At 34.8% G+C, this 17,267-nt stretch carries 16 protein-coding genes; 9 read left to right on the top strand and 7 right to left on the bottom strand.

The window, feature by feature from the left end; translation table 11 throughout:
• Nucleotides 1-180 precede the first annotated feature (180 nt).
• From EL165_RS21210 to EL165_RS21195, 4 genes are all read right to left on the bottom strand, one after another.
• Entirely contained in the window at nt 181-696 is a 516-nt protein-coding gene (locus tag EL165_RS21210) for a hypothetical protein (protein ID WP_002984430.1), read from the bottom strand.
• A complete protein-coding gene (locus tag EL165_RS21205) occupies nt 674-1,153 on the bottom strand; it encodes a hypothetical protein (protein ID WP_050791185.1) in 480 nt (159 codons plus the stop codon). The genes EL165_RS21210 and EL165_RS21205 overlap by 23 nt, the downstream gene beginning before the upstream one ends.
• Nucleotides 1,154-1,631: 478 nt before the next feature.
• Nucleotides 1,632-2,585 carry a DUF3829 domain-containing protein gene (locus tag EL165_RS21200; protein WP_002984432.1) on the bottom strand — a complete coding sequence of 318 codons (954 nt, stop codon included), beginning with the start codon at nt 2,583-2,585 and terminating at the stop codon, nt 1,632-1,634.
• A 42-nt stretch (nt 2,586-2,627) separates the two neighbouring features.
• Nucleotides 2,628-2,948, bottom strand: coding sequence for a magnetosome magnetite crystal formation protein family (locus EL165_RS21195; protein WP_041462160.1), 321 nt, complete (start codon nt 2,946-2,948; stop codon nt 2,628-2,630).
• 237 nt (nt 2,949-3,185) lie between these two features.
• On the opposite strand from EL165_RS21195, the gene EL165_RS21190 reads away from it, so the two are divergent.
• From EL165_RS21190 to gwsS, 6 genes are all read left to right on the top strand, one after another.
• Nucleotides 3,186-5,036 carry a helix-turn-helix transcriptional regulator gene (locus EL165_RS21190; RefSeq protein ID WP_002984435.1) on the top strand — a complete coding sequence of 617 codons (1,851 nt, stop codon included), beginning with the start codon at nt 3,186-3,188 and terminating at the stop codon, nt 5,034-5,036.
• Between the two features lie 597 nt (nt 5,037-5,633).
• Nucleotides 5,634-5,834 carry a TIGR04139 family peptide modification target gene (locus EL165_RS21185; RefSeq protein WP_041462128.1) on the top strand — a complete coding sequence of 67 codons (201 nt, stop codon included), beginning with the start codon at nt 5,634-5,636 and terminating at the stop codon, nt 5,832-5,834.
• 62 nt (nt 5,835-5,896) lie between these two features.
• Complete coding sequence (locus EL165_RS21180) at nt 5,897-6,802, top strand: hypothetical protein (RefSeq protein ID WP_002984438.1); 906 nt, start codon at nt 5,897-5,899, stop codon at nt 6,800-6,802.
• Nucleotides 6,799-7,701 (top strand): grasp-with-spasm system ATP-grasp peptide maturase, encoded by a 903-nt coding sequence (gwsG, locus tag EL165_RS21175; protein ID WP_002984440.1) that lies wholly within the window; start codon nt 6,799-6,801, stop codon nt 7,699-7,701. Before EL165_RS21180 ends, gwsG begins: the two co-directional genes overlap by 4 nt.
• Nucleotides 7,698-7,880, top strand: a complete 183-nt coding sequence (locus EL165_RS21170; protein WP_002984442.1) for a hypothetical protein — start codon at nt 7,698-7,700, stop codon at nt 7,878-7,880. Before gwsG ends, EL165_RS21170 begins: the two co-directional genes overlap by 4 nt.
• A 105-nt stretch (nt 7,881-7,985) precedes the next feature.
• Nucleotides 7,986-9,056: a grasp-with-spasm system SPASM domain peptide maturase gene (gwsS, locus tag EL165_RS21165; protein ID WP_002984443.1), complete on the top strand. Its 1,071-nt coding sequence runs from the start codon at nt 7,986-7,988 to the stop codon at nt 9,054-9,056.
• Nucleotides 9,057-9,138: 82 nt separating this feature from the next.
• Here the strand turns inward: gwsS and EL165_RS21160 are convergent, their stop codons facing one another.
• The 3 genes from EL165_RS21160 to EL165_RS21150 form a co-directional block, all read right to left on the bottom strand.
• Nucleotides 9,139-9,516, bottom strand: coding sequence for a hypothetical protein (locus EL165_RS21160; protein WP_002984445.1), 378 nt, complete (start codon nt 9,514-9,516; stop codon nt 9,139-9,141).
• A gap of 69 nt (nt 9,517-9,585) precedes the next feature.
• Nucleotides 9,586-10,056, bottom strand: a complete 471-nt coding sequence (locus EL165_RS21155) for an Lrp/AsnC family transcriptional regulator (RefSeq protein ID WP_002984446.1) — start codon at nt 10,054-10,056, stop codon at nt 9,586-9,588.
• A 134-nt stretch (nt 10,057-10,190) separates the two neighbouring features.
• Nucleotides 10,191-14,981: a translocation/assembly module TamB domain-containing protein gene (locus tag EL165_RS21150; RefSeq protein ID WP_041462129.1), complete on the bottom strand. Its 4,791-nt coding sequence runs from the start codon at nt 14,979-14,981 to the stop codon at nt 10,191-10,193.
• Nucleotides 14,982-14,985: 4 nt separating this feature from the next.
• Between EL165_RS21150 and tsaD the strand changes: the two genes are divergently transcribed.
• From tsaD to EL165_RS21135, 3 genes are all read left to right on the top strand, one after another.
• Entirely contained in the window at nt 14,986-16,002 is a 1,017-nt protein-coding gene (gene tsaD, locus EL165_RS21145) for a tRNA (adenosine(37)-N6)-threonylcarbamoyltransferase complex transferase subunit TsaD (protein WP_002984450.1), read from the top strand.
• Nucleotides 16,003-16,115: 113 nt separating this feature from the next.
• Nucleotides 16,116-16,484, top strand: a complete 369-nt coding sequence (locus EL165_RS21140) for a four helix bundle protein (RefSeq protein ID WP_002984452.1) — start codon at nt 16,116-16,118, stop codon at nt 16,482-16,484.
• Nucleotides 16,485-16,534: 50 nt separating this feature from the next.
• The gene (locus tag EL165_RS21135; protein WP_002984454.1) at nt 16,535-17,230 is read left to right on the top strand and encodes an RsmE family RNA methyltransferase; all 696 of its coding nucleotides are present in this window, start codon (nt 16,535-16,537) and stop codon (nt 17,228-17,230) included.
• Nucleotides 17,231-17,267 lie beyond the last annotated feature (37 nt).

The raw sequence follows: 17,267 nt of genomic DNA, 5'->3' as shown, positions 1-17,267 counted from the left end.
TATAATATAAGCTCCGGCTGGTTCTCTGAACCAGCCGGAGCTTTTGTTTAGTCCATAAAATGTTGATTGTTGTTTCGCTAATGACCACCGTCAAAAATTCTCCGAATTTTACCACCTAACGAGGGATGGGAATGGTTATACTTCCATTTTCATAGTATTAGTTTTTATCCTCTTTATTTATTACTCCGGCGGATTCAGAGGAATTCCTACAGCAAGCAAAACAGGACCTAAAATTTCTTTGATATATTCATCTTCTCTCCTTTCAGAAGCTTTTGATCCTGAAAAATAATTGCTTATCCTGTAGTTTTTCACAAACTGATTTCTTTTTTTTCCAATGGAATAATAATAGCCACCTCTTTCATCATTCACGAAATAGGTCATTTCATCAAAATTCATGAGCTTCCTGGATAGTAATAATTTTCTGTAAATGCACCTCTCTGATTTATCAAAGATATATTTTACCGGAATTCTGAAAAAGAGATCAAACAGAAAGTAAATCATATAAATAGCCCACAATCCTATTGTAATTTTAAACTGGTCACCAGATATCTTATCTATGAAAAAGCCGATAATCAACGGAAGAGCGATCACTCCTAATGCCAGCCACCATATCAAAGTACGCAGAAAACCATAATTGGGCATAAAGCTTATTTCACTTCCGTTTTCCTCAAATCTATAGCGGTCTCTGATATCCATTCTCAGGATTATTAAGGTTTAAAATATCTTCTGTCTCGTTAACCATTTTCTGTATTCCTTTTTCGGTAAGAGCCTGTCCAATCGTAAGCTGATTTTCTCTTCCATCAACTTCAAAATACATTGACAGCATTACATTTGTGGTGATAAAACCTAGATATTTGGTGGCCAAAACATGAAAATTTCTGAAATTTTCTATAGGATAAGTTTTTACCGGAACAAAAATGGAGTGTTTTCCGGTAATCGTTTTCCGGTCCAAATCAATGATAAATTTCTTGGTAAAGAAATTGATTAAAATAAGTACCACCACAGCAATAATAATGTAGCTTCCTATTCTTACACTATTAAAAATCAATGCCGCGATGATGAGAAAAAAAATACAAAGCACGGATACAAATACCGGTTGATTTTTAAAAATATACTGGTTTCCTTCTTGTCTGTAAAATTTATAATTATTCATAATTACTGTTATTGTTCTTTTTATATTTTGGTTTGTGATTACGTAGTGAAAGATCATTTAGAGACTTCTGAGGCAATTATTTTATCGGGCTTCATATTTATATATTTAAAGTGTTTTTTTAATTCGTCATACTTTTAATTGCCGCAGATAGTCATCCAGTTCAGACATTCACTTTTGTATTTTTGATCATTTAGTTTAGTGCATCCTCTATTTGCTGTTTCAAAATTTCAAAATCCATATTTATTTCCTTTTAAAACGGATGGTAAAATTACCTTTATCCTGTCAAATCAACACATTCTATTCTCTATAGGCATAGTCAGTTTCATGATTATAGCTATCTGTTTTTATCATACATAACCATCCGGAATCAAAATAACTGCAACAATTAGCATAGGAATCAGCTCTCAATAGTCAGAACTCTGCTATACTCAGGGTAATTTCTAATGTTTTTTAATTCCGGGTTTAAATTTCTGGTGAATTAATCTACAAAAGTGTTATAACGGTCAAGAACATATCCTGCTTCTCTTTCCAGATTATCAAGATCACGGTTCAGGTCCTGATTGTTTTCATTCAGGCTTCGCTGTACGATTCTCATTTTACCCAGGAAATCATTGACTGAATTGTTGAATGCCTGATAACTGTTTTCCTTCTGTTTTTCTGAAGACGGAATTTTTTCGTTAATATTTTTGTTATATAATTTTTCCATCTGCTGATATTGCTGGGAAAATTTATTTTTATAGACATTCATATCCGTTACATCATAGGAATCATCAATGATTTTCTGAGTCAGCTCCATAATCTCCCTGGATTGTATAATCTGCGTTTTAAGCGGATGATCTTTAAGCACCTCTACTTCTGCTTTATCTGCTCTTAGGGAAAGCTTGCTAAATAAATCATTGGCCGCTGTACGGTTTTCTTTGATAAGTTTTATTGCCTTTTCGTTGATTTCAGCAACTTTCTTTCCTTTATCATCTTTCCAGTCTTCTGCCTGTTTGTAATTGTCCAGTTCCTTTTTCAAAGATTCCAGCTGGGTCATTGTCTCCTTCATCTTATCCACAAGATTCTGAAAATCTTTTCCCAATACATCCGGAGCCTTTAATTCCTGACGGGTGTACAACATCACTGAAGGGGTAAAAATGGGCATAATACCGGAAAACTGCGGGTTTGCCTCAGCATTTTTTACATAATCTTCCATTTGTATCAATACATTCTGAAAATCTTTGATAAAATCTGACTGCTCGTCATCCATTTTCACGACCTTGTTATTAAAAGAAATAATATCTCTGTTTGCATCCCCGGAATTAACACTGAAAGGGTTTACCTTTCCACTATCATTCTGCGACAGCTTTTCTTTAACTTTTTCCAGTTTATCACATGATATAACAGAAAAGCTTAAAAAAAGAATTCCTGCAATGATTAATGGTCTTTTCATAATTCTAATTAAATATTAGGTTTTTGCCAAATTTTTTGAATCCTATCCGATAAAAGAAAACTTATCTTCAAATATTTTTCCGATCAATGGCAAAGGTTTTTCAACATTATTGGCAGCATTGATAATTCCGATAATCATCAGTATCAAAGGAATGAAACCCAATATTCCCAAAACTCCAATTTTGGTAACCATCAGTATGATATTAAGAATGATGGATAATACAATAGAAAAAAGTATCAGCCCCAAAGATTGTTTCAGGTGATATTTTAAAAGGCTGTCGGATTTTTCCTTTCCGACAACGAAAGAAATTAGCCATCCGAAAAGGGTGATGTAAGATACAATTGATAATGTTTTGTTGTCCATAACCATAAAATTTTAAATTAATATTCTTTGATTTTTCTAAGTCAAAATTGCGACAGAAAAAGATGCTAACGTTCTTTTAAGCAACTACAAAACATCTTCAATGCAGCTTACGGATGACTACAAAACGTCTACAAGAATAAATAAAATACTGATTTACAGAAATTTAAAAACAACCCCTGTTTCTTCTTTTTAATACAGGAAATTGACAGGTGTCTGCAATTTTTGTACTTTCACCCTATGAAATTAAGGTACTCACTTTTATACTGTATACTTTTTATCTGCACTTTATATCCTGCACAGAATACATTTATTGATGGTCTTAAAGGCCAGTTGAATGAAGATCATATTTCTGTTGCAGAAAAATTCAGAATTTATAATGAGCTTACCGAATATTACAGAGTCAGTGATCAATATTCCGTAGCTGAAAAATATGTTCAGCAACAGCTGGAACTTGCTCAAAAGGAAAAGAATTATGCTGAAGAGGTAAAAGCTCTTAGTCAAAAAGGAGTCATTAAACTTAATCAGGCTGAATATGACAAGGTTCCATCTATTATAGATGCGGCGAATGCAATTGTTCAAAAGAGTAATAATAAAACTGCGGAATTATATGCCACTTATCTGAATATCTATTACAGAAACGCGCTTGGTGAACTTGAAAATACAATTAAGCTGGTTCAGAAAGTTCTTCCCGTTGTTGAAAAACAATCTTCTGAAATCTTATTAAATGCAAAACTGAATTATCTTCTTTATGGAATTTATACAGAATGGAACGATGCGGAGAACGCCACCAAATATGCAAAAAAATCCATAGAGCTTGCCGAAAAAGCGGGAAACAAAAATCTACTTAGTTCTACCTATTCGGCGCTGGCTGTCTGTTATTCTTTCCAATATGAAAAAAGCGGAAAATTACAAGATCTGAAACCAGTCATAGAGATGTGTAAAAAAGCTGTTGCCTTGTACCATCAATTTCCTGGTCATGTCTCAGCCCATGTACATGCAATGGCATTACTGAATCTTACCAATTATTATCTGAGCTATCCTGTTATGACTCCGGAAATCCGTACAGAAATTCAAAATAATGCCAACGAAATTCTGAAGCTTACACAGCATACAACTCTTAACCAGGGGATGCAGGCTGGTGCGCTTGGTATTTTAAGCAATCTGGCATCACGGGATCAGAATGATGCTTTATCAGAACAATATCTTTTAAAAGCAGAGCAGATTCTTCTTACGCAACAGCCAGTTTATTACCATGTCATGATCAATGTGGTAAAAAACCTTGCTGAGCTGTATGCCAGAGAGAAAAACTACAGGAAAGCATATGAGTACGAAACAAAAGTAACGGAATACAGCAATCTTCTCTTTGACGAAGGACAGGCAGAAACGGCAAAAAGACTGGAAGCTCAATACCAGTCTCAGAAAAAAGAATCTAAGCTCAAGTCCCTTACTGAAAAAACTGCCAGCCTGAAAAAAGAGAAGCTGTTATACATCGGTTTGGGAATTATTGGATTGATTGGTGCTTTCTTTATGTTTCGTTCTTATCATTTTAAACTCAGGTATTCTATAGAAAGAGAAAATAAGCTTGATACGGAAAAACACGAAGCAGAAATGGAGATTAAACTTCAGCAAGAGGAACAGGCAAGATTAAAAGCCGAACAGGCGCTCCTTACTCTTCAACAGCAAAAGCTTCAAAGTGAGGTACTGGCCAGCCAATTGCATATTCAGCATAAGAATGAGGTTCTGCAGCAACTTCAGACTCAGCTTTCCGATACTGATATTAATATTCATCAGATGGTAAAAGGAGAAAACCGAGTTGATAATGATTTTGAAAAGATCAGATTTACCATCCAGGAACTGCATCCGGATTTCTTTAAAAATGTCAATGAAAAAGCTAAGCAAAAACTTACTGCTCTGGATTTGAAATATTGTGCTTACATTTATCTTGGGATGGATACTAAGCAGATTGCCAACCTACTTAATGTGGAACCTAAGAGTGTCAGAATGACCAAATACCGACTAAAGAAAAAGTTCGGATTAGATGAGAATATTGTTTTAGAATCCTTTTTTCAGAGAGTATTTCCCGGGTAATCAACAATTTTATTTAAACAATCAAAGCCTTTTAACATACAATTAAAAGGCTTATTTTTTTTTCCAATTTTTTATCTTTTTTTCTATTCAAGCATATGAAACTGATGTTTTTTGTCAAGATTTCTATGATGTTCTTATCTGTTTTTAGATTAAAAACCATTATTTTTTTTGCAAATAATATGCAAATTTGCTTGAAAACGAATCTAAAAACATCTGATTTTCACCTCTTAATTGTCTTTATTTGTCATATTGTACAATAGAATATATTACTATACAAACCTCTGTTAATTTTGAGGTTTTCTCAATATTAACTGCATCACTTTATACTTTTCAATGTTTGAAATATTTCACCAAACGTGCTGAAATATACACAATTTGCATATGCATGTGTGTACAAAAAATAAACAAATCACTTACAAGTTTTATCCCACTGAAGTGAACTGAATATTTATAGATTTGAAAACATCAACGTTGACGGAATGCATTTCCATTTTTAGATTGTATGTGTACAGTACATGATAAACATGAGAAACCATTCACCCAAATGTCAGGGTTTATATGACACAAATGTTTACACAACACAAAAAACGTATCAAAATGAAAAAATTAAATGGAATGAAGGGTAGCTTCTCTTCTGCAGAAAACAAAAAGTTACAAAGAAAAGACTTAAAATCAATTTTAGGTGGTGATGATTACAAATATGTAGAAACAGATTGTGGTTCTAGCTGCTATGATAAAGAGACATGGAAGGACGGAGTTCGCATCAGTACTCTACAAATAGATACCAGTCTTGATTAATTCTAATACAGATAGAGGGTTATCCCTCTATCTTTTTTATCAGATATATTCATAGAGAATTCATGGGAAAAGATACCTGGCATTATACTTCTTACGCTTTAATAGCTATAATTTTTACTCTTGCGGCTTGTAAGAGCAGAAATTATAACTATATAATCTACTATAATAAAATCAATGAGGCTGACAGTATACTTCGTTTTCAAAAGGATACAATGGCTGCTGTTAAACAATATAAAAAGATATTCAGACAATATGCTCCCAAAAACCAGGAACGGATCAATGAATATGAAAATTACATAAGACTTTCACATCAACATCATAAAAATTTTGGTGGGAAGAAAAGTCTTTACAAGCTTATTCCGTTAGTTGCACATAATTGGAAATATAAAAAGCAAGACTCCAGCTTCATACAGCTCTATCAAAAATATGGCATTGGCAGGCAGGAAATAGAATTTAAAGTTGAGGAATGGAAAAGAGGACTTAATCAAAAACTTGTAGATTCTTTTACAGTCGCGTTTAAACGTGATCAAGACAGCCGTATTGATTCAAATTATGCAGATATCAATAAAAATGATAAAAAGAATGCTGAACTTCTGAGGTGGATGTTTGAGAATTATGGTTTCCCAAGTCTGCAAAAAATTGGTTTATCAAATGGTGATTTCTTTATGCCATCAGGACCTATATTACTACACATGGCAGATTATGAAGAGTATTACCCATATTTGAAAATAAAGCTATTAGAGTATGTAAAATCTGGTGAATGTCCTCCAAGAGATTATGCAGCGATGGTAGACAGAAATAATTTGCATCATAAAGTTCCTTATACCTATGGCGTTTATCAAGGATATGAAAATATAAAAGATTCCGCAACCGTCAACCGTAATCGTAAAAGCATAGGACTACCGAGCCTAAAGCATGCTCAATTGATTACTAAAGATTTCTTCAAAAAAATAAAAAAGAAAAATTGATACTTATTATTTCTCAAAATAACGAAATCACCACTACAGAAGTTATTAAATGGCTTCTGAAAGTAGGAAAAAGCTTTATCCGAGTACATGAAGATGAAATTTTTGATATTAAGATCAAAGAAAAACGGATTTATATACAAAGCCCGAGAAATTGTTTTTTTATTGATGAAATTACCAGTGTTTGGTATAGAAGAGGAGAATTGAAATTTAACCGTCTGCCCTATAAGAATTCTGCAATTAACCTTAATATGAATGAATATCAGCACTGGCTGGAAGATTATGTAATAAAGGTTTTAGAGTCGAAAAAACATATCAATAAGCAAAGTAATAGTGATATTAATAAACTTCTTGTGCTTGAAGAAGCACAAAAATCGGGATTAGATGTTCCTTATTATTTTCTGGCTGATAATACAGAGAATGTTATTTTAAATAAGACGATTATTAAAACTATTGGCGGAAATCCACGAATGGAAAGCATACTCAAAAACTCCAGTGGTATGATGTATACAACGACTATTCAGGAAAAAGAAGATAAAATTTTTTTTATTACTTTCTTCCAGGAAAAAATCGAAAAAGATTTCGAAATAAGAAGTTTTTATCTGAATAAAAAGATTTGGTCCATAGCTATTTTTTCACAAAATGACGATCAAACTAAAGTTGATTTCAGGAAATATAATACTAAAAAGCCAAATAGAAAAGTACCTTACAACCTTCCGAAAGAAATTGAACAAAAAATTCATCTGTTAATGCAGTCTTTAGACCTCAATTGCGGTTCACTTGATTTCATTAAGAGTGGCAGTACATATTATTTCCTGGAAGTCAACCCCGTAGGTCAGTTTCTGGGAATGTCAGTCATTTGTAATTATTTATTAGAAAAAGAAATAGCAGAATATTTATGAAAAGAGATTTTACTACAAAAGAAAAGCATAAACTTCCACTAACCTTTAAATATATTGATGTTGTAAACAGTAAAAGTCGTGAGAAGAGATATTTCAGCATAACAATCTCTTGTGAAAAATATCATACTGATTTCTATGCAAAACTTAATCCTTATAAATTTCTGACGAGATTGGTATAGAATATTTTAACAAGATGCTCAAAGAATATTATTGGTTTTGATACATGGCAAGTGGTAATTCAGATGATCAGAAAAAGAACTTAATCTTCAAGTATTTATTAACTCATGAACTATTTCAACCTATTCAGCAATATCCTCATCACCAAAGGTCCTACAAGAATTCTGATCTCGGATCTGCAGAGAAATATATCAGAACTGTATCCTCTGGAATTGTATGAAATTATTGTAGAACTTAAAAGCCATTCAATTGAAACTATACTGAAAGATTATGATCAGGAATCCAGATCAATTGTTCACGAATATATTGATCTTCTGCTGGAAAAAGAATACGGATTTATTACTGAAAATGACTGGGACAGGAATTTCCCTTCCCTTTCTTTCGAACATCATGAACCCAGCACCATAACCAATCTTTTCATAGAAATGGCAGATATAGGGGTCCTGAAAAAAATATATACATCAGTAGAAAATCTGGGAATCAAACATCTGGTGATTTATAGTTTAAACCCTTTAACCTCAAAAGATTTTATAGAAATTGATACAATATTTAAAAACTCAGTCTTATCAGGAATAGAAGTTTTTTCGCCGTTTCATCAAAAAATCAACCTATCTTTTGTACAGGCTCTTCAAAAAAAGACAGTCAGATTATACAGTCTTATCTTCTACAATTGTTCGAAACCTCCTTTCAAAGCTAAAAATGAATACAAATTTTCGCTGCATTTTCTGAAAGATGATCTGAAAATATCTGCCTGTGGAAAAGTGGAACTAAAGTACTTCAATACCAATATTCCCAAAGTCATTGAAGCAGTTAATCACAATTCCTGCCTGTATAAAAAGATGGGCATTGACAAAAACGGCAATCTCAAAAACTGTCCTCTCATGAATGAAAGTTTTGGAAACATCAATAGCCAAAGCCTTGAAGAAACACTAAACCAATCAGGTTTCAAAAAATACTGGAACTTAACGAAAGATTATATAGAAACCTGTAAAGACTGTGAGTTTCGCTATGTCTGTACAGACTGCAGGGCGTATACCGAAAATGCTGAAAAAAACAAAGAAGGCCTGAATATATCCAAACCTTTGAAATGTGGCTATAATCCTTATACAGCAGCATGGGAAGACTGGTCAAAAAATCCCTTGAAACAAGAAATTTTTCATTCTCTGGAACTCAGATAATATGTTCTCTTTTTTATTATTCAAAAACCGCTTTTAAATGTTATTTAAAAGCGGTTTGTTATCTTATTGCAATTGACTAAGCTTATTTAAAAAACTTCCATTTCGGGATAATGGCAAGCATTCCGAATCCTGTGAACAGGAAAAGATTGGTAACATCAGTATACAGGAATGTAGACAGATAATAATTGTGCATAAAGAAATGCAGCACCAGTAACGCCGGAAACATAAAGATCCCAACCTTTCTGTAAAAAAACATCAGCACCAGCCCGATCATCATCAGTACATCAATAGAAAAGATGACATAGAAGTACCACCTTGGAATCTGAAGGTATTCATGCTGCAGATACTCATCCACATCTATCCCAAGCCCCATGACGGTAAACAACATCAATGCGGCAAATGCGAGTATAAATCCCCATCCTTTCTTCGGGTCTTCGTCAAAATAGCTGTATTCTTCCATACCTGCAAAAATAAAGAACTTATGAGAGATTTCATAAGTTCTTTTATAATTATTCGTTTAAAATTTGACTTACACAGAGATTGCGTTGATCAGTCTGTTTTTGTCACTTAAGAATTCCTCCATAGAGATCATACTTTCAGTTCTCATTACATCCTGAATGTCATCGATCTGGTAAATAATTCTTTTAGCATCATCAGTGTTCTTAGCTCTTACTTTACAGAAAATATTATATTTTCCGGAAATAACGCTAGCCTCGATTACGTTAGGAATAGTTGACAATTCTTTCAATACTTCCTGAGTACGGTTTGATTTTGTCAAAAGGATACCTATGAAAGCTGTAAAGTGATAATCCAGCTTACCATAATCGATGTTAAGAGATGATCCCAAAATAATACCTGCATCTTCCATCTTTTTCACTCTTACGTGAATTGTTCCAGCAGAAACATCCATCTGCTTTGCAATTTCAGTAAAAGGCATTCTTGTGTTTTCTACTAAGAAATCAAGAATCTTCTTGTCTATTTCGTCCAGTTGATAGTTCATATTAGTTAAATTACAATTTCTTTAAAAAATCTATGTATTTTTTGCAAATTTACGAAAAATAATTTAACTAAAAAATATATATCAAATATTAACAATAATTAACACAGATGATAAAAATCATTAAAATATTCTAATTATTTACCTTGCGATTTTATAGAATCTGTTTTTATTTCACCTTTTGCCTCTGAAGTTTTTTTGTCTTTTTTCTTCTTTTTAAACAAAGAATTGAAGCTTTTACTCCACACAACCCCTCCTCCATAAGCCTGATTAGCAGAACCGTTTGTACTCACCATTCCTATGTTTGTAGGCTTGGAATACGCACGTATCACCAATGATCCGTCATTCTTTTTAGACAAATCATATTCTACTGACCCTTCCGTGGAAAGATAATTGTTTTGTGCACCATCGGTTTTGGATAACGGAATGCCCAACCCTGTCTTGATATTGACTCTTGGAGAAACAGCTACACTTACCCCGGCATTGGCTCTGTCCCCGAAATTTGAATTCTGGTCTCCTTTCACATAATTAAGGTCAATCTGGAATTCGTTACTCATCGTATTAAGTACAGATCCCAGCTGTTTCAGAAGCATATTATATCCTGAAGATTCTGCTACGTTTCCTACATTCACATCGAATCCACCTGTATTGGATACGTTAAAGGTACTCAACAGCAATACAGACCCAAACTGAAGAACTTTCTCCCCTTCCTGGCTCATTTTTGCAGCAAGGGTTTCTCTTACCTGGCTGGATACATCCATAGCAGTCACATTAAGGTCAATCTGCGGATCTACCAATGATTGGGTAATGTGCGCCTGAAGCAATATACTGATAGGCTGTAGTTTCCCCAGGCTCAGATATTCGCCGGCATTGGAAACCATTCTGATGTAATTGGCATTAATATCCAATGTAGGCTTCATCGCATCACCATCCCATCTGATGCTGCTGTTTCTTTCGATCTGGAATGTCTTATTAAGGATAGCCTTGGAAACGAATGTACCGTTATCTACTTTATAGGTACCGCTCATGGCAATATTTCCCTGTCTGTTCATATGGAACCTCAGCGGATCTGCAGATCCTTTTACGGTAATATTTCCTACATCGTCACCAACCAGTACATTTACAGTGGTTCCCTTATCTACAGCCAGATTAAAATCGATATTCATATTGGCTCCTGTTTTCTTCTTTTCTTCCAGGGTAATCAGGCCGTCTTTTCCTTCTTTCAGGAACCTCAGCATTTTGAATTCTTCTACATTGGAAGTAGAACTGGAATTAAAGGTAAAGGTACTTCCGTTAAGTGCCTTCATATTAGGAGTGGTTATACTCAATCCTGAAACAGGTCCGTCCACATAAAGGTCTCCCTGCCCGTAAACTCTTCCCCAGAACAGGTCAAAATCTTTTTGTGTCGTATTCAGCATCAAAAGGTTGTCTGCCCTCATTACGAGTGACACCCCCATGGAAGAAAGGGTTTCAAACTGAATCGCCCCCGAAACATTTCCTTTGGAATTGGTTCTTCCATCGTGCACTTCAATATTGTTGAGAATAGCAAGTCCTCTGGACAGCTGGATTACCGTATCATCAAATGAATAATCTACTCCTGTAAACAAAAGTTTTAAACCAAAATCTTTTAAAGCAATATCACCGCTATAATCAAGATCGTTAAGTTTTCCATTGATTTTAAGATCCCCTGTAGCTTTTCCACGAAGGTTTCCAAAAACGGTCTGTACAAACTGCTGCGTAAATGAAAGATCAAAATCACGCATTTCTGCATTAAGATCAATGATCGGAGAAGATGTATTATTATTAACAGTTCCTGTCAGATTAAGACTGTTATTTCCAAGGACTCCTGCAGAGTGAACTTTTACATCAATATCATAAACATTCAATGAGAAGCCATTGGTTGCAGAAATAGAGATATCACCCATATCATTGCCATTCATCTTAATATTATCGATATTAAGATCTACCAGCGGCTGAAGGGTACTTTTATCCATTTTGATCTTCACACTTCCGTTGGCAAGACCTTTTATATCCATCGTATTTCCTCCTGACTGCATTTCCAGCAGTTTTTCTACAGCAAAATCATTGATATCAGCATCTACATAAAAATCTTTAGCTGATTTAAACTGTGCTTCTTTAATAAACAAAGCACTTTTATCGGAATATACCCTCAGGTTTCTGATATCAAAATCACCGGTTTTCCTTCTGTAAGTAATAGAATGATTCAGTTCGGGACTTGTATCTATTGCCCATGTAACTTCATTGAATTTTACTTCAGTAGGTTCAAACCTGAATACATAATCACCCGCTGCATCTGTAGACTGATCCACGTTAATGGCATATTCTTTAAGCTTTTCATTCAGCTCATCATCCGGACTTCCATGTTTGAATACGGTTGCTAAATGAAGTGTATTTCCGTTTTCATTATTCCCTTTAAGTTCAAAATCTTTGATCACATTTTTATTATACACTACTCTATTGATCTTGGCGTACAATTGCTGATTAAGATCTGCCGTGTTAATTCTCACTTTAACACTATCCACCAAAGCACTGTCTCTGCTGATATTTTTCCTGTCATTGACTTTATAATCAGGATTGGAAGCTGCCAGCGCCTTATCAGCATCTGTAATTTCTTCCTCTTTTGTCATGATATACTTTAAAGAAGCCGCATCAAGATTCAGGATAAGATTATTGGAATTTCCATCATATTCTCCTTCTACAACCGCTCCCTGAGGCAATCTGAGATCCGGCAAGAAATAATTGACTAAACCTTGCTGAACATCAAACTTAAGTGCGAAATTCTGTCCACGATATAATTTCCTTGGCGGTGGACCAACCAATATTTTTCCTAATCCGTTTTCTACCATTCCGCCAAGATCTGCCAGGCTGTATCTCCCTGAAATTTTACCTGTGGCAGCTCCCGGAGCATCTACATCTATTACGCGGGATCCTGCTTCTATAAATGTTTTTAACTTAGCATTCGGAATATTATATTTTTGAGTAGCAGTAGCAAAGTGAAGATTATTGGCATTCACATCCAAAGTAAGGTCATTAATGGAAGACATAGCCATTTTTCCTTCAACCTGTCCACTTACCACCTGAGTACCAGGTTTATTGGTAAAATAGTTCATATTCAGGTATGAAACATCAGCATTGACATCCATTGCTACTCTTGAAGTACTGAAGTCTATCAATCCTTTGACCGTAGCTTTTGCCTGTTCATCATTAACGGTTATAAGTCCGTTATATTTTTTATGATCCAACAATCCGTCCAGATAAAGGTTGTTGATCGTTTTATCCATAATTTCAACACTTGCAATCTGAGATTTTGTAGTCAGACGCATGGTATTAACATCAAAGCTTTGTCCGTTAAGATCAAATTTACCGGAAATTAAACCCACTGTTTTATTCTTGGTGATCACAGAGGTGTTAAGATCTTTTACATCAAGATAGCCTGAATATTTTGGCATAGCTGTACTGTAACCCGTCAGAGTAAGCTTGGAGATTTTTGCCTGCCCAATTCCTGTCATCAGATTTCCGTTATCCACATAAATCTGGTCCGGGTTCACTTTTGCTGTTCCGTTGTACTTTAGCTTCCCGAAATCATCAGCAAAATTCTTCATCTTTTTGGAGATAAATGAAGGCATCATTGCTTTCAGATCTTTGTAGGTAAAATCTGTGGAAAGATCTTTCGTTTCGATAGCAAAATGTCCTTTCAGCAGATTGTCAACCTTCATTGTTTTCGTGGCAATATTCACATCAGGATTTCTGATCAGGAAGTTTTCCAGATGAAACTTGTTCAGAGGACCAGTCATTGTTCCTGAAAGATTGAATGGTTTGATATTATCCCAGTTTGTTACAAAATAGCTGATATCATAACCGCTTAACTGGCTTCCCTGCTTGATATTCATATCCCATCGTACCTTATCGGCAAAATCTGCCCATGAGCCGTCATGAAGATTGAATTTGATATCTCCCTGAAGCAAGGTATGATCTGTATTCAGCGTAAGGTCTTTCAGTGATAGAAACTGCTTCGTTAACGAAAGTTCTGTTGAAAACGTATCTACAAGATGGGCTTTTCCCCATCTTGAAGTTACAAACGACATATTATTAATCAGCGCCGAAACGTTCGGGCCATTGACTTTTACATTGGGAGCTTTTAAGTTGAATTGTGTTGCTGTAAGCCATTTTCCCTGTTCGCCGGGAGAATTTTGATTGACAATGGAAACTTTGGAGTCCATAATCTGTATTCTGGAATTCAGCTGAAAAGGAGGTTTTTTCGGATCTCTTTTCTTTCCGTTGTCAAAAAGTTCTACAAACCTCACAAAATTAGAAATACTGTCTCCTTTATAGGTAATTACTTTTATATCGGAATTGACAAGTGTCAGAGAATTGAAACTTAAAGAATTACTGTTTCCAGAAATGGCATTTATGGCAAGAGACATCCAGTCTGAGTCTGCCCGAAATTCACGGGCTGTAATAAAATCAAAACCTTTATAATCTTTTACTTTTAAGCCTTTTATCGTTACGTCACCGAAATAATTTACATCTACACTTTCTGTAGTAAAATCAGATTTGAAATCATTATTAACAAGCTTCAGTGCCTGATCAGCTGCCCATTGCTTTGTCACCGGAAGATTAATGGCAATAAGTACTCCTCCAACAAGCACAATTCCAAGCCAAAAGAGAATCAGGAGAAGTTTTGCCCACCAGGTATAGCTGGTAACATCTTTCACAGCCTGCTTCCCAAACTCTTCAGCTGTTTCCACAGGATGATGTATGGCATCTGAAGCCAGTTCAGATGCTTCTTTCACTGTCTCCCGAACTTTTTCCTCTACATTTTCGACAGTTTTCTGTACCTGATTACCTAGGTTTTCAGCTACTGATTTTTTATTCTCATTCTCGTTATTATTCTCTAACTTTGCCATTATTATGAGCGACTCTATAATTTTAGGTATTGAATCGTCCTGCGACGACACCTCAGCAGCTATCATCAAGGGAAATTCTATTCTTTCAAACATTGCCGCGAACCAGGCCATCCACAAAGAATATGGTGGTGTTGTGCCTGAATTGGCTTCACGGGCCCATCAGCAAAATATTATCCCCGTTGTTGAAAAATCTTTTTCCAAAGCAAATATACAACAAAATGCTATCTCAGCTATAGGATTTACACGCGGACCCGGACTTTTAGGATCTCTTCTTGTAGGAACATCATTTGCTAAGTCTTTGGCTATGAGCCTTAACGTTCCGTTAATTGAAGTAAATCACCTTCAAGCCCACATTCTGGCCCATTTCATCGAAGATGCAAATCCTGTGCCGCCCAACTTTCCTTTTTTATGTCTTACAGTAAGTGGCGGGCATACTATGATTGTTCTCGTAAAAGACTATTTCGATATGGAAATCATTGGAAAGACCATCGATGATGCCGCAGGAGAAGCTTTCGATAAAATAGGAAAAATCTTTGACCTTGATTACCCTGCCGGACCTATCATTGACAGACTGGCCAAAGAAGGAAACCCTGATGCTTTTCAATTCAACAAACCCAAACTGGAGAACTATGATTATTCCTTCAGCGGAATTAAAACTTCAGTGCTATATTTCATTCAGAAAGAAGTCAGAAAAAATCCTGATTTTATCAAAGAAAATCTTAATGATCTTTGTGCATCTGTACAGAAATCCATTATTGAGATTCTGATGAATAAACTTGAGAAAGCAGCCAAAGACCTCAATGTGAATGAAGTTGCCATCGCGGGAGGTGTTTCTGCCAATTCTGCATTGAGAAAAGCTATGGAGGAAAACAGAGAAAGACTGGGCTGGAATATCTACATTCCAAAGTTTGAATATACTACAGATAACGCTGCCATGATTGCTATGGTAGCAAAGCTGAAATTTGAGAGAGGAGAGTTTACAGATCTCAGAACTACAGCAACGGCAAAATATGATTTATAGGAGGGCAAAAAGGCAAAATCGATAAACAGCGAAATAATGCCCCCTTTACCTCATTTATTATTTGTTTTTAATGGTGAATTAATTAATTTGCATGTAAACCAAATAATGAAAATATGTATAAATTTTATTTTGAAAAACTGGAAGTTTGGAATAATGCGAGAAGTTTAGTGAAAGATATTTATCAAATAACTTCTTTATTTTCAGAGAATGAAAAATTTGGAATTACTAATCAAATTCGCAGAGCCACTACAAGTATTACAGCTAATATTGCTGAAGGAATGTGCAGATCAACGGAAAAGGAAAAGTCCAGATTTATCTCTATATCTTTTGGCAGTTGTATTGAAGTGATTAATTTTCTTATTATATCTAATGATTTAGAATTTCTAGATAATAAAAATTATGAACAGCTAAGAATTAAAACTGAAAGCATTTCAAATCAACTTAACGCTTTATATAAAACTTTAAATATTAAGAAGGTTTAATTACATTATCCTGTTTTGCGATTTTGCCTTTTTACCATTTTACCAATATTATGAAACTATTCTACGGAGAAATCAACGGAAATAACGTAATAATCAACGATGAAGAGCAGCAGCATATTGTGAAAGTTCTTCGGATGAAAGATGGAGAAGATATTCATGTGACAGATGGCAAAGGAAAACTGGCTTCCGGAAAACTCATTATAGAAGGGAAGAAAGCTGGTATTGAAATTTCTGAGATCAAAGAAAACATGCCTGAATTCAGCCCCATGCTTCATATTGCCATTGCTCCTACCAAAAATATTGACAGGATCGAATTCTTTGTGGAAAAAGCTGTGGAAATGGGCATTTCTGAGATTACGATCCTGCAGACTGAGAAAACAGAACGTAAAAACGTCAATATTGATAAGATCAGGAAACAGGCTGTTGCGGCATCAAAGCAAAGTTTGAGATTTCATTTTCCGGTTATCAATGATTTAATTAAAATTCAGGATTTTCTGAAAAGTATTGATCCGGAACATACATTTGTTGCGCACTGTCATGAGAACTTAGAAAGAATTGCTCTGAAAAATATTCCTAAGATGGAAAAGCTTACATTTTTAATAGGTCCGGAAGGTGATTTTTCTGAAAAGGAGATTGCATTTTTAGCAGAAAATAAGGTAAGAGCTGTATCACTTGGGAATCAAAGACTGAGAACGGAAACAGCAGGCGTTTTCGTAGCAGCATGGAATTATTATAATATGATATAAACATGAAGAGAAGGTTGCTCAACCTTCTCTTTTTTAT

Source organism: Chryseobacterium gleum (genome assembly GCF_900636535.1).
In the GTDB taxonomy this organism is placed as follows: Bacteria; Bacteroidota; Bacteroidia; order Flavobacteriales; family Weeksellaceae; genus Chryseobacterium; species Chryseobacterium gleum.
Note: the sequence above shows the minus strand (reverse complement) of the source record. Positions and strands in the feature narration are given on the sequence as shown.

Coding starts and splice junctions, on each gene's coding strand:
- EL165_RS21150 (WP_041462129.1), bottom strand. CDS start 14,981: ATGGCAAAGTTAGAGAATAATAACGAGAATGAGAATAAAAAATCAGTA.
- EL165_RS21190 (WP_002984435.1), top strand. CDS start 3,186: ATGAAATTAAGGTACTCACTTTTATACTGTATACTTTTTATCTGCACT.
- EL165_RS21140 (WP_002984452.1), top strand. CDS start 16,116: ATGTATAAATTTTATTTTGAAAAACTGGAAGTTTGGAATAATGCGAGA.
- EL165_RS21195 (WP_041462160.1), bottom strand. CDS start 2,948: ATGGACAACAAAACATTATCAATTGTATCTTACATCACCCTTTTCGGA.
- gwsS (WP_002984443.1), top strand. CDS start 7,986: ATGAACTATTTCAACCTATTCAGCAATATCCTCATCACCAAAGGTCCT.
- EL165_RS21170 (WP_002984442.1), top strand. CDS start 7,698: ATGAAAAGAGATTTTACTACAAAAGAAAAGCATAAACTTCCACTAACC.
- EL165_RS21205 (WP_050791185.1), bottom strand. CDS start 1,153: ATGAATAATTATAAATTTTACAGACAAGAAGGAAACCAGTATATTTTT.
- EL165_RS21160 (WP_002984445.1), bottom strand. CDS start 9,516: ATGGAAGAATACAGCTATTTTGACGAAGACCCGAAGAAAGGATGGGGA.
- EL165_RS21200 (WP_002984432.1), bottom strand. CDS start 2,585: ATGAAAAGACCATTAATCATTGCAGGAATTCTTTTTTTAAGCTTTTCT.
- EL165_RS21155 (WP_002984446.1), bottom strand. CDS start 10,056: ATGAACTATCAACTGGACGAAATAGACAAGAAGATTCTTGATTTCTTA.
- EL165_RS21180 (WP_002984438.1), top strand. CDS start 5,897: ATGGGAAAAGATACCTGGCATTATACTTCTTACGCTTTAATAGCTATA.
- tsaD (WP_002984450.1), top strand. CDS start 14,986: ATGAGCGACTCTATAATTTTAGGTATTGAATCGTCCTGCGACGACACC.
- EL165_RS21185 (WP_041462128.1), top strand. CDS start 5,634: ATGAAAAAATTAAATGGAATGAAGGGTAGCTTCTCTTCTGCAGAAAAC.
- EL165_RS21210 (WP_002984430.1), bottom strand. CDS start 696: ATGGATATCAGAGACCGCTATAGATTTGAGGAAAACGGAAGTGAAATA.
- EL165_RS21135 (WP_002984454.1), top strand. CDS start 16,535: ATGAAACTATTCTACGGAGAAATCAACGGAAATAACGTAATAATCAAC.